We start from the raw sequence: 12,330 nt of genomic DNA, 5'->3' as shown, positions 1-12,330 counted from the left end.
AGGAAATGGGTGAAGCGGCTCGGGTGGGCACCGATACGAGTCGGGTGGGCACCATGGTGGTCGAATGCCACGATACCGCGGCGGTTCTCGCACGTATTTCGTCGCTGGGGTGGAAGCTCGGCGTCGAGGTCGTCAGCCTGTCTACATGGGTATCCGTGACATCGCCGGGAGTCACCGGAATGTCGATCGCGTACCGTTGCCCGGCAACGATCTCCGACGCCATGTTGATCAAGCGTCTCAACAAGATCGTCGGGATAGTTCGCATCAAGACGGACCACGGCCCGTTCGTTCCGGTGACACCACAGGTCGGCCTACACGTCACCGCGACTTTCCAACGCGTCGATCCCGTGGCGCTGGTGGCGTACCGGCACGGCGCAACTGTGTGCAGTCAAGCGAACAATGTTCTGTCGGTACAACTCACCACCACCCGATCGATCGCGGACACATTCGTATCTGATCTGGCACAGGTCGCAGAGCGTCCGCTGCGGGGTGAGATCTCGCTGCAGGAGATTCATCTTGCATGACGTCGAAGTGCACCACGGCGATGTGCGGCTACGGACGTTGGCCAGTAGCCGCACATCATCGTGTGATCAGTGAGCAGGGAGGAGGGACGTCTCCTGCTGCACACCGTCTTCTGCGCCGATCTGGACGATGTTTCGCGGCAGGAACACGGCTGCGATCGCGCCGAGAACTGCTGCAGCAGCACCGATCAGGAACGCGATACGCATGCCCTCGTCGGTGTAGAAGACAGCGCCCTCCATCGCCATCGCGATGTGCGAGTTCAAGACCGTGAAGGCGATGACGGGAAGCACTGCGGGGAAGATGCTCTGGAAGACCGCAACCATGCTCGCCGTGGTTGCCTGCAACTGCGGCGGCACTGCCTCGATGAGCAGGTTCGGGATGGAGGCGTAGCCCATACCCATACCGACACCGAAGATTCCGGCAAAGATGATGAGCAGAGGCTTGTTGTCGTGAATGGTTGCCGTCAACGTGAATCCGACTGCCATGAGGATCATTCCGATGATCATCAGCAGACGGGGCCGGATGTTGCGCCCCACGAGGAAGCCCACGATCAAACCACCGACCACCACCATGCCGCCAAGGGGCGCCTGGAAGATCGCGAATCCCTCTGCCGTCACGCCGAATCCGTATCCCAGGCCGAGAACTGCTGGGGTCATCACCATCATCGGCAGCAAGATCGTGAAGACTCCCGACGCGCCGTAGCAGAACCCGGCACCGACGGCGGTGAGCATCACCGAACGCTTGCCGAAGTAGCGCAGGTCGATCAAGGGCTCGCGGATGGCTCGGGCAGAGGCAACCCAAGCCACCAACAGTGCGACGCCGCCGATCAGGTAGGCCAGTGTCGAACCGTTCTTCCAGCCCCAGGTCGGTCCGAAGCTGACGCCGATCAGAATTCCGGCGATGCCCGACCCGAGCAGTACCGCACCGATCAGGTCCAGCGAAGAGCGAAGTCGGACAGTCGATTCCGCCGTCGAAGCGAAGATCATGCCGCCGAGGAGAACCAGCCCGACGACAAAGAACCAGAAGATGCTCCGGAACCCGTGGTTGTCGATCAACCAACCGGTGAGGAACGGCGCCGGGATCGCAATCAAACCCATACCGGAAGTCGCGATACTGACGGCCAAGGCAACAGTTTTCGGCGGAAAAACATCTCGAATGAGGGAGTAACTCAGGAACAGGCAGGGAACCAGCAGACCCGTCAGCGACCGGCCCAGAATCAGGATCGCGTAGCTCGGCGCTATCGCCGAAATGAAGGATCCGACCGCCGCGCCGGCGACAGCCAAGAGCAGGACTTTTCGTTTGCCGTACATGTCGGCGAGCTTGCCGAGCAGAGGAGACGCGACCGCCCCCAGCAGCAAGAACGACGTGAGCAGCCAAGCTCCCTGCGTCGTTTGATAGTGCACCGAGATCGCAGGGAGAGCAGTGGAGATCATCATGTAGCTCACTGCGAGCATCTCGAGAAGTAGAACAATCGACGCCAGGGAGAACACCAGTCGCGGAGTCCACCGCTCCGGTATCGATGTCGGTTCGGGCAAACTGGGAGACGAACCGTCGCTGTGGACATGAGACGCCATGGCTGGAAGATCCTTTCGGGAACACCTACGAATTCGATTGACCCTCTGTCGAATACCGTCGACGGGGGCCTAGCCGGGAAGTGCAATGGAACGACAGCTACCGATCTCGGTAACGTGTTACCTGCATCACAGCCCTCGCGTCGACCGCGCGCTACAGAATGTTCCGCGGAGCGGGACAATCAGGACAACGACTGATTGGCGACGGTGCACCAAAAGGACTGCGGCGGTTCGATTGTGAGCAAAGGCAACTACTCTGCGGAGGCGACGCGCGATTAACCCGGGCTGAAAAGCAGTGACTCACGCTTGCCCACACCACCACAGACAGAAATGTCAACGCCAGCGCCAGCAGTCCGACTACCCCCACTCCTGCAGCTACGCGCTCGTACGCCGCTCCAGCTACTGCCCCGACTGACATCCACGTGCACACCCAGGCCATCGCAGACGGCACTTGCGCAACGGCAAACCTCCGATAGCTCGTCCCGACGGATCCCACCAGACGCGGTGTTACGGTCCGGACTCCAGCCATCCACTGACACAGAACAATCGCTGCAGCGCCATGCCGTTCCACCAGGCTCAGAGCCCGTAACTCCATCGATTGAGAGAGTTCCATCAACCGCGACCATGCCCGCGACCGGTCGGCCCCACGGGCTCCCGTTCCCGCGAGTGGACTCACTCTCCTGAACCGGCGAGCACGTCGGCCTCGCACGTAGGCAATATGCCCTCCGGCAATTTCACCGGCGATCGCGACAAGACACGCTGCGACTGGGTGAACGGCACCCGTACTTCCGAGATACCCGAAAGCAAGGACCGCCGTCACACCAGGAAGAATGATCCCGACCAACGTGCCCACTTCCGCCATGATCAGCATCCCACCCGCCGCGAGCAACCAAACCGGGGGCAGCCCGGTCAAGAGGTCAGCAGAAATTCGCACGAGTCATCGGCTGCCCACATCGGTACACAACCGCCGGCGGTGCGTTACGCCAAATAACCGGTCCACACGAGACGTCGGTGAACTTTTCGTTCAGTGCAATTCGGAATCCCTGGGCTCTCGGTAGCCAGCGCGCGTGGGGGTAAGCGAGAAGGCTCGCCTGCCCGCCATCCGTGAGCAGGGTCGCAATTTGATCCAGAATCAGACACTGCTTTCCGAGATCGATGAGCGACCACGGGAGCGCACAGACGATTGCGTCAACGCGTTCTACTCCAGCGGATTTCAACAGGGCGATCAGATCACAGGCGTCGCCCCAAATCGCCTCGATGCTTGGCCTCGTCCGACACAGATGCCTCACCAGTTCACGATCAACCTCGACCGCGATATGACGGCCGCTCCTCGGTATTCGTGAGGAGATGGCGTCCGAGACAGAACCTGTCCCCGGACCCAACTCGACGATCACAGGCGCGCCGACCGCTGGTACGACCGCCGCCAGTTCCGCTGCGACGGAGGGAGAACTCGGCGCGACCGCGCCCATGGTAAACGGCTTCCGGAGAACAGCTTTAGTGAATTGCCAACTTATGTTCTGGTTCGATGTCATCGCGTCAACAATCCTCAGAACGAGCCGCGCCCACATCGTCCCCTGGGGTTGAAATTCACACGATTCGCTCGGGGCTTGCCCCTAAGGGCCGATACCTAAGGGATTGAAACACTCTCTCAGGGCATCGCCTAAGGGTCACAATATAATTCATCAATAGTGACTCCGTAATACCCGGCGCTCCCCTGCTTGAACAGATCGAAGTGAGGTGGTGTTCGCGTGCCGCGAAGCGATGACACTCGTTCTCCAAGTGGAGTATTCAGATTGTTCGAAGATCGCAGCTTGAATCGGAAACTGGATCGGAGATTCGATCCGGGCGATCACCCACGACGCCTGTGAAGACTGGCAGCACATCTGTGGCGCCCAGATACGCACCCAGATACGACTGTGCGCCGTTTCGGTAGCGGTAACTACCAAAACGGCGCACAGGGGCCGAAGGCCCTACAGAACTATGTTCACCATCTTGCCCGGCACAACGATCACCTTGCGGGGTGCGTTGCCCTCGAGCAGAGCGACGATCTTCTCGTCGGCCAGCGCAATCTCTTCGACAGCCTTGCGATCGGCGTCCGCCGGGACGCTGATGCGGCTACGAACCTTGCCGTTGACCTGGATCGGGTACTCGACGGTATCCTCGACGAGCCACTTCTCCTCGACTGCCGGGAAGGGTCCGTGCGCAAGGGATTCCGTGTGACCCAGACGCGACCACAGCTCTTCCGCGAGGTGCGGCGCCAGGGGAGCGAGCATCAGCACCAGCGGCTCGACAGCAGCACGCGGCGCACCGCCCGGGAACGCCTTGGTGAGGTGGTTGTTGTACTCGATCAGCTTCGCGGCGGCCGTGTTGTCGCGCAGCGCCGTGTAATCCTCGATGACACCGGAAATCGCCTTGTTGAGCGCACGCAGAGTCTCTTCACCAGGAGCTTCGTCGGTGACACGGGGCTTGCCGGTCTCCTCGTCGATGACGACGCGCCACACTCGCTGCAGGAATCGCGCAGCACCGACGACGTCCTTGGTTGCCCACGGACGCGAGGTGTCCAGCGGACCCATCGACATCTCGTACACACGCAGAGTGTCTGCACCGAACTCGGCGCAGATCTCGTCCGGCGCAACGGCATTCTTCAGGCTCTTGCCCATCTTGCCGTACTCGCGGTTGACCTCGGCGCCTTCGTAGAAGAACTTGCCGTCACGCTCGACGACCTCCTCTGCCGGCACGTAGACGCCGCGGGCGTCGGTGTACGCGAATGCCTGGATGTAGCCCTGGTTGTACAGGCGGCGGTACGGCTCGCTCGAGGACACGTAGCCCAGGTCGAACAGAACCTTGTGCCAGAAGCGCGAGTACAGCAGGTGCAGCACTGCGTGCTCGACGCCGCCGACGTACAGGTCGACTCCACCGGGATCGTTGGGGCCGTGCAGTTCCGGACGCGGGCCCGTCCAGTACGCCTCGTTCTGCGGGTCGCAGAAGGCGTCCTGGTTGGTGGGGTCGATGTAGCGCAGCTGGTACCACGAGCTACCTGCCCACTGCGGCATGACGTTGGTGTCGCGGTGGTAGGTCTGCAGACCGTCACCGAGATCGAGCTCGACGTTGACCCAGTCGGTCGCCTTGTTCAGCGGGGGAGAGGGCTCGGAGTTGGCGTCGTCCGGATCGAAGGACACGGGTGCGTAGTCCTCGACCTCCGGAAGCACCACGGGCAGAGCCGAATCCGGCAGAGCGTGTGCGTTGCCGTCCGCGTCGTAGACGATCGGGAAAGGCTCGCCCCAGTAACGCTGACGCGCGAAAAGCCAGTCGCGCAGCTTGTACTGGATGGTGCCCTTGCCCTGGCCGCTCTCCTCGAGGCGACTGATGACGGTCGCCTTGGCCTCGGCAACGTCCAGCCCGTCGAGGTAGTCGGAGTTCACCAGCGGGCCGTCACCGGAGTACGCAGCCTCCGAAACATTGCCACCGGCAATAACTTCGAGAATATCCAGACCGAACGCGTTCGCGAACTCCCAGTCACGGTGATCGTGTCCCGGAACTGCCATGATCGCACCGGTGCCGTAACCCGTCAGAACGTAGTCGGCGATGAAGATCGGAACCTTGTGTCCGTTGACCGGATTGACGGCGTAGGAACCGAGGAAGACGCCAGTCTTCTCCTTGTTTTCCTGGCGCTCCAGGTCGGTCTTGGCGGCAATCGACTTACGGTATGCAGCAACAGCTTCCGCCGGAGTCGTGGCACCGCCAGTCCAGCGCGCGTCGACACCTTCGGGCCACTCGTCCGCGACGAGCTTGTCCACCAAGTCGTGCTCAGGAGCCAGCGTCACGTAGGTGGCGCCGAACAGCGTGTCCGGACGGGTAGTGAACACATCGACGCCGTACTCGCCTGCAGCAAAGGTAACTTCGGCACCGTACGAGCGTCCGATCCAGTTGCGCTGCATGGCCTTGACCTTGTCCGGCCAATCCAGGTACTCGAGGTCGTCGACCAGGCGATCGGAGTACGCGGTGATGCGCATCATCCACTGCTGGAGATGCTTACGGAAGACTGGGAAGTTTCCGCGGTCACTACGACCGTCGGCGGTGACTTCCTCGTTGGCCAGGACGGTACCCAAACCGGGGCACCAGTTGACCATCGAATCCGACTGGTAGACAAGGCGGTACGAGTCCAGAACCTTGGCCTTCGCGGCCACGTCCAACGAAGCCCACTCGCGTCCGTCTTCCAGAGCGCGCTCACCGGAATCGAACTCGGCTTCCAACTCGGAGATACGACGCGCCTTGCCGGCTTCCTTGTCGTACCAGGCGCCATGGATCTGCAGGAAGATCCACTGCGTCCAGTGGTAGAAGTCGACATCCGTCGTCGCGAGACTACGACGCTCGTCGTGGCCCAGACCCAGGCGTCGCAGCTGGCGCTTCATGTTGGCGATGTTGGACTCGGTGGTGGTCCGTGGGTGGGTACCCGTCTGCACGGCGTACTGCTCGGCCGGGAGACCGAAGGCGTCGTAACCGAGGGTGTGCAGGACATTGCGGCCCTGCATGCGATGGAAGCGCGCGAAGACGTCCGTAGCGATGTATCCGAGCGGGTGACCGACATGCAGGCCCGAACCCGAGGGGTACGGGAACATGTCCTGCACGAAGAGCTTGTCGGCGGGAACACCGTCGGGCGAGGAGAGCGGACCGACCGGATTGGGCGCGTTGAACGTGCCTTCCTCACTCCAGCGGTCCTGCCAGTGCTGCTCGATCTGGCCGGCGAGCTCCGCGGTGTAGCGGTGCTGCGGAGTTGCGTCGGCTGGTGAATCGGGGGACTGCGGAGACTCGGTCACTGTGGTCGCTATCTACTTGGCTGACGGAAATACCGATAACCAGGGTAGAGCCTGCACGACCCGGGCATACCATCAACTCCACTCGCGCCTATCCTGTATGGGTGATCGTTGTCGCTGTGGTGCTATTCGTGCTCGCTGTCGCCGTCGGTGGAGTTGCTGTCGCCGGACTGATCGGCAAACTCCCGCGCAACCGCTGGGCCGGTGTCCGCACCGAGGATTCCCTGCGGAGCGAGGAGTCGTTCGCCCTCGCCAACAAGGTGGCCGGTCCGACCATGCTCGCGGCCGCCGGAATGTTGGTCATCGGCGGAGTCGCAGCACTGACCATCGGCGGAGTCTTCGGCGTCGCAGTCGCGATCATCGCCGTCGTCGTCGCCGTCCTCACCGCCGGTTTCGGTGGAGGCATCGGTGCCCGTGCTGCCGCCGCACTCCCGCAGCAGAGCGGATGCGGTAACGACTGCAACTGCGGCGGACACTCCGAGCCTGCCGCAGACGAGCCGGTGGCGGAGACCCCCGAGGCCAAGGCGAACGCTGCCGCTTGCGGTACCGCTTCCTGCGGTGCCTGCGCGCTCAAGGATGCTTGCCAGCCGGCTCATTGATTCACGTGAAACATCGCGTGGTCGACCCGGCCGGGGTCGTATTCGGGCTAGTCGTTCCGCTGTTGTGTGCGGTCTTCGGCTTCGTCCTGACAAAAATTTGGGAGCCCCGCCTCCCGGAACAGATCGCGACTCACTGGACCACCACCTCGCCGGACGGATTCTCCACCCCGTCGGCCAACGCCTGGACCATTGCACTTCTGACGCTGCTCTTCGGTGGCGGCCTGAGTGCGATTGCTGCTCTTGCTCCCGCGATGCTGATGATGCGCCGATTCATGTTGGTTGTCGGGCTGAGCGTGGTCGGGCTCATCACGACAGTGAACTTCGCTTTGCTCTACACCCAACTCGATGTCACTGATCCATCTACGACGTCACTCCCGCTGTGGTCTATCGGTGTCGGCTTTGTCATCGGCGGGGTGTTGGGGTGGATCGGCGCCTCGTTCCTGCGTGACTACCGCGTCCGCACTCTTGCCACGATCGAACCCTCGGCCGGGTTGCCGCGAAGCCGCTGCGCTCTCCCCATCTCCGACGACGTCGGATTCAGCACCAAGGGGTCGGTGATCCTCGCTGCGATCACTCTGTCGCCCGGAGTCGTCATGGCGTTGGCGACGCGGTCACTCTGGCCGCTGTTCATCTTCGGGGCACTCGGCCTGCTTGTCGTCAGCTTGGTTCGCTTCCGGGTGATCGTCGACGAACGGGAGATCCGGGTGATCAACATGGGGATGGCTGCGATGACCTACGACATCGACGAAGTTGTCGGAGCTGACATCGCGGAGATCAAACCGTTCGCGGACTTCGGCGGCTGGGGACTCAAGACCAAGGGTCGTCGCAACTACGGCGTCGTCACCCGCACCGGACCAGCGGTGGTCATCACGTTCGCTTGTGGCGACCGACTCACGATCACGACACCCGAAGCCGAAGACATCGCCGGGTCACTCAATCGATTGGCCGACGCCCGGACTCGCTAACCGCCGAGCCTGAACCGATCGCTTCCTGAGTCTTCTCGAGATACCCACACGCAGCAGCCCTGGCTTTGGTGACATCGCGTTCGGCGATGGCTTCGGCAACTCCCCGATGATGCGAAGACGTCAGCGACGGCGGATGCACCCCTTCGGTCACCTCGTAGGTGGCTCGAACTGTTTCGAGGATTCCGGCAAACAGATCTTTCAGCACGGGATTGTGGGCGGCATCGACAACGGCAATGTGAAACGCGAGATCGACGTCGACGAAGTTCTCCGCTGGGACATCACGCTTGGCGGCCAGTTCACGAAGTATCCGAACGTCGTCGTCGCTGCGACGCTCACACGCCAACCGGACCGCTTCCATCTCGAGCGCACGACGCACTTCGAAGACGTATTTCATCTCGTCGACGGACGCGTGTTTGCCGAGCAGTCCGCCGATGTCGGTCCGAGCGCGCACGAAGGTCCCTGATCCGCGACGGATCTCGAGAACTCCCGTCGAGGTCAATGTCTTGATCGCTTCGCGCACGGTGTTCCGGCCGACGCCGAGAACACTCATCAGCTCCGGCTCGGTCGGAACACGATTGCCCACTGTCCAGACGCCGTCGGAGATCTGCGTGCGCATCCAGTCGAGGGATTGCTCGTACGCGGACTCTTTGCGAACAACGGTCATCAGCTCATCCTCACAGCATTAGCGGCGATCATTCCACTCACCTACGATACGTAGGACGACCCATGTATTTTCGCACTTTGTCTTCAGGAGGGGCTTCCCACGTCCGCCACAGCTGTCGCCACCGAAGAACGCACACGCCGCACCAATCGACACTTCTACGGCGTGGGCTACGTCCTCACCGTGATCCTCTTGGGCGCGAACATGCCCACCTCCGTCTACGGGCTGTACCGGACCGAGTTCGGATTCACGCCCACCATCCAGACGCTGATCTACGGCGTCTACGTCGCCGGCCTCGTTCCGGCATTGCTGTTCTTCGGACCGCTGTCCGACGCCCTCGGCCGACGCACCGTGCTCCTTACTGCACTCGCTCTGAGCGTCGTCGGCACGCTCGTTCTGGCATTTGCCGACGCGACGGTGTGGTTGTTCGTCGGCCGGATTGCCCAGGGAATCGCGGTGGGCGCGGCCAGTGCGGCGGGCAGCGCCGCATTGGTGGAGCAGGAACCGAAGTTCGATCACCGACGAGCAGCGCTCGTATCGACGGTGACGGGCGCGTTGGGCGGTGCGCTCGGACCACTCGTGTCCGGTGCAATCGCCCAGTACCTTCCACAACCGCTGCGGTTGCCGTATCTGATCTTCCTCGTCGCGTTCATCCCGGCACTGATCGTGTTGCTGCTACTTCCGCGGATCGGGGACGTCACACGCCCGAAGCGGTTCTTCCAAATGCCACATGTTCCCGCCACTATTCGCGAGACTTTCTGGCTCAGCTCGCTCGCCGTCGCGCTGTCGTGGGGCGCGGTCGGGCTCTTCCAGTCGGTGGTCCCGTCGTGGATGACCAGCCTGCTGAACATCGACAACCTTCTACTCGGCGGCGGGGCGGCCGCACTGGTGATGATCTGCTCGGTGGTCGCGCAACTCGGCGGAAGCCGCATGGACCCGCGCACGTCCGTCACCGCCGGCCTGGGAATCCTCGCTCTGGGAATGATCGGCCTCCTCGTGGTCGACCTCGTCCCGAGCCTGGCGCTGCTTGGCGTCATCACCGTCGTGGTCGGCGCCGGGCACGGTCTGGCGTTTGCCGGCGGCATGAAGCGCGTCAACGCCGCCGCCCGGACCCACGCCCGCGAGAGCCACGGCGGAGTTCTGGCCGCGTTCTTCACCGTCAGCTACGCGGGACTGGCGATCCCGTCGATCATCGCGGGTATCGCCATCACCCTCCAGGGAATGCAGACGGCCATCATCGAGCTGTCGATCATCGGGACGCTGCTGTGCCTGGCGGTGATGGGCTTCAACCTTCGTGGGGCTCGAGAGCCCGCTGAAGCTCGCCGTTATCCTTAGCCAGGTGAAGTTTCTCAGTAGGTTCTACATCGACGGGTTCATCCTCGGCATCATCATCGCCGGCGTGCTCGGAAGTGTGTTCCCGGTATCGGGTACCGCGGAGAGCATTCTGAACTGGGCCACCAAGATCGCCATCGGCTTCTTGTTCCTGCTCTACGGCGCGCGACTCTCGCCGCAGGAAGCCTGGAAGGGCGTCAAGCACTGGCGACTGCACACCGTCGTCCTCGCCGCGACGTTCGTGCTGTTCCCACTGATCGGCCTAGCACTGCGATTCCTGTCGCCGACGCTGATCAGCGACGAGCTCTACACCGGCATCCTCTACATGTGCCTGGTTCCGTCGACGGTTCAGTCTTCGATCGCGTTCACCTCGATCGCCAAGGGGAATGTCGCGGGCGCGATCGTCAGTGCGTCGTTCTCCAACCTGATCGGCGTCTTCGTCACACCGCTGCTGGTGGTTCTGCTGATGAACACCACCGGCCAGGCGACGGTCGACTTCTCGTCGATCCTCGACATCGTCGTGCAGTTGCTGATCCCGTTCATCGTCGGTCAGCTGATCCGCCCGCTGGTGATCGGATGGCTGCAGAAGTACGCCGAACCCACCAAGTACGTCGATCGCGGATCGATCCTCCTCGTTGTCTTCGCCGCCTTCAGCGAAAGCATGAAAGAGGGGATCTGGAGCACCATCACGATCTGGCAGATCGTGATCCTCACAATCGTGTGCTGCCTGATTCTCGCGCTGGTTCTCGGCGTGACCACTCTCGCGGGGCGCAAGCTCGGGTTCGATCTTCCCGATCAGATCGTCATCATCTTCTGCGGGTCGAAGAAGTCCTTGGCAACGGGCCTACCGATGGCGGCTGTACTGTTCGCGGGCCAGCCCGTCGGCCTGATCGTGTTGCCGCTGATGATCTTCCATCAGATCCAACTGATCGTCTGTGCTGCGATGGCGCAACGCTTCGCGAATCGGGATCCGGTCAGCGTCAGCTAGCGAGCAACTCGCCTCGGGTCGCGTCGACGCAGCCGCAACCGCCCTGCAGTTCAGCACAATCGATGGACAGCGCATGGCGGACCGATGCCAAGTCGAGGCAGTTCGCGCCGGTGCATTCGAGTGATCCGTCGGCATGCCGCAGCAAAGAATCGTGGCAGTGATCGACATCCGAAACACAATCCGCGCACTGGATCTGACGCTCAGCGAGCATTACTGCCACCTCTCTCGAAAACGATGACACAGGAATATCATCGACCTCCGACAAGTCAGTTTCGTTCCACCTCGATGGGGTGGCTGGCCAGCATCGCCACGGGTAGCGGCTGGCGTCGTAGCACCCGTGCCCAGACATCGACTCGGGGCGGCGTCAGCACATCCGACGGCAGCGAGCTGATCACCATCCAGTCTTCACGCTCGAGCTCCGAATCCAGCTGGCCCAGAGTCCAACCCGAGTACCCGGCAAAAATTCGGATCCCTTCGACCAGAGGAGCAATGACCTCCGGGTCCGAGTCCAGATCCACCATGACTACCTTGCCGTCCACCCGCCGCAGACCGGCGACGCCGTCGATCCGCGCACCGTTGCGAGCGATGCCCAGGCAAAGCGCCGAGTCACGCTTGACTGGTCCACCGATGTACAGGGCCGAAGGATGCGCGGTCAGCGGTGACCACTGCGGCAACACGTTCTGCACGGCCGTCTCACTCGGCCGATTGACGACGACGCCCAGGCTCCCGGCGTCGTTGTGCTCGATCATGTAGATGACGGTGCGGCGAAATGCGGGTTCCGTGAGATCGGTCGACGACACCAACAAACTGCCCGGACGAACCTCCGGTTCTATCCAGGCCATTCGATCCTCGGGTTCTTCTGCGTGCGCCACAAGGAC

Annotated in this window: 11 protein-coding genes; 5 read left to right on the top strand and 6 right to left on the bottom strand. The window is 62.3% G+C overall.

Annotation, left to right across the window (positions count from 1 at the left end; all coding sequences use genetic code 11):
* The first annotated feature begins 5 nt into the window (after window positions 1-5).
* On the top strand, window positions 6-524 hold the full coding sequence (locus ASU23_RS06450) for a hypothetical protein (protein WP_058037564.1): 519 nt from the start codon (window positions 6-8) through the stop codon (window positions 522-524).
* A gap of 66 nt (window positions 525-590) precedes the next feature.
* On the opposite strand, the gene ASU23_RS06445 is transcribed toward ASU23_RS06450, so the two are convergent.
* The 3 genes from ASU23_RS06445 to leuS form a co-directional block, all read right to left on the bottom strand.
* Window positions 591-2,096 carry an MFS transporter gene (locus tag ASU23_RS06445; RefSeq protein ID WP_058037563.1) on the bottom strand — a complete coding sequence of 502 codons (1,506 nt, stop codon included), beginning with the start codon at window positions 2,094-2,096 and terminating at the stop codon, window positions 591-593.
* A gap of 151 nt (window positions 2,097-2,247) precedes the next feature.
* Window positions 2,248-2,955 carry a DedA family protein gene (locus ASU23_RS35285; protein ID WP_367646117.1) on the bottom strand — a complete coding sequence of 236 codons (708 nt, stop codon included), beginning with the start codon at window positions 2,953-2,955 and terminating at the stop codon, window positions 2,248-2,250.
* Between the two features lie 1,108 nt (window positions 2,956-4,063).
* Window positions 4,064-6,910, bottom strand: a complete 2,847-nt coding sequence (leuS, locus tag ASU23_RS06435; RefSeq protein ID WP_021332602.1) for a leucine--tRNA ligase — start codon at window positions 6,908-6,910, stop codon at window positions 4,064-4,066.
* A gap of 101 nt (window positions 6,911-7,011) precedes the next feature.
* On the opposite strand from leuS, the gene ASU23_RS06430 reads away from it, so the two are divergent.
* Both ASU23_RS06430 and ASU23_RS06425 read left to right on the top strand, forming a co-directional pair.
* Window positions 7,012-7,506 (top strand): SdpI family protein, encoded by a 495-nt coding sequence (locus ASU23_RS06430; RefSeq protein WP_030537477.1) that lies wholly within the window; start codon window positions 7,012-7,014, stop codon window positions 7,504-7,506.
* A gap of 5 nt (window positions 7,507-7,511) precedes the next feature.
* On the top strand, window positions 7,512-8,471 hold the full coding sequence (locus ASU23_RS06425; RefSeq protein ID WP_223304392.1) for a DUF1648 domain-containing protein: 960 nt from the start codon (window positions 7,512-7,514) through the stop codon (window positions 8,469-8,471).
* Here the strand turns inward: ASU23_RS06425 and ASU23_RS06420 are convergent.
* Window positions 8,440-9,135 carry a FadR/GntR family transcriptional regulator gene (locus tag ASU23_RS06420; RefSeq protein ID WP_058037561.1) on the bottom strand — a complete coding sequence of 232 codons (696 nt, stop codon included), beginning with the start codon at window positions 9,133-9,135 and terminating at the stop codon, window positions 8,440-8,442. The genes ASU23_RS06425 and ASU23_RS06420 overlap by 32 nt on opposite strands.
* A 162-nt stretch (window positions 9,136-9,297) precedes the next feature.
* On the opposite strand from ASU23_RS06420, the gene ASU23_RS06415 reads away from it, so the two are divergent.
* Window positions 9,298-10,467 carry an MFS transporter gene (locus ASU23_RS06415; RefSeq protein WP_058037560.1) on the top strand — a complete coding sequence of 390 codons (1,170 nt, stop codon included), beginning with the start codon at window positions 9,298-9,300 and terminating at the stop codon, window positions 10,465-10,467.
* Window positions 10,468-10,471: 4 nt separating this feature from the next.
* The gene (locus ASU23_RS06410) at window positions 10,472-11,452 is read left to right on the top strand and encodes a bile acid:sodium symporter family protein (protein WP_003942582.1); all 981 of its coding nucleotides are present in this window, start codon (window positions 10,472-10,474) and stop codon (window positions 11,450-11,452) included.
* Here ASU23_RS06410 and ASU23_RS06405 read toward each other — a convergent pair.
* Window positions 11,445-11,663 (bottom strand): hypothetical protein, encoded by a 219-nt coding sequence (locus ASU23_RS06405; protein WP_007729106.1) that lies wholly within the window; start codon window positions 11,661-11,663, stop codon window positions 11,445-11,447. The genes ASU23_RS06410 and ASU23_RS06405 overlap by 8 nt on opposite strands.
* A 55-nt stretch (window positions 11,664-11,718) precedes the next feature.
* Window positions 11,719-12,324 carry a YqgE/AlgH family protein gene (locus ASU23_RS06400; RefSeq protein WP_003942572.1) on the bottom strand — a complete coding sequence of 202 codons (606 nt, stop codon included), beginning with the start codon at window positions 12,322-12,324 and terminating at the stop codon, window positions 11,719-11,721.
* Between the last annotated feature and the right edge of the window lie 6 nt (window positions 12,325-12,330).

It is taken from the genome of Rhodococcus sp. KB6, from assembly GCF_001445685.1.
GTDB classification, from domain to species: Bacteria; Actinomycetota; Actinomycetes; order Mycobacteriales; family Mycobacteriaceae; genus Rhodococcus_F; species Rhodococcus_F qingshengii.
This window is presented reverse-complemented; position numbering and strand designations above follow the sequence as displayed.

What these genes read in the sequence shown, in the direction of transcription:
- ASU23_RS06445 (WP_058037563.1), bottom strand. Translation starts at nt 2,096, where the DNA reads ATGGCGTCTCATGTCCACAGCGACGGTTCGTCTCCCAGTTTGCCCGAA.
- ASU23_RS35285 (WP_367646117.1), bottom strand. Translation starts at nt 2,955, where the DNA reads ATGGCGGAAGTGGGCACGTTGGTCGGGATCATTCTTCCTGGTGTGACG.
- ASU23_RS06420 (WP_058037561.1), bottom strand. Translation starts at nt 9,135, where the DNA reads ATGACCGTTGTTCGCAAAGAGTCCGCGTACGAGCAATCCCTCGACTGG.
- ASU23_RS06450 (WP_058037564.1), top strand. Translation starts at nt 6, where the DNA reads ATGGGTGAAGCGGCTCGGGTGGGCACCGATACGAGTCGGGTGGGCACC.
- ASU23_RS06405 (WP_007729106.1), bottom strand. Translation starts at nt 11,663, where the DNA reads ATGCTCGCTGAGCGTCAGATCCAGTGCGCGGATTGTGTTTCGGATGTC.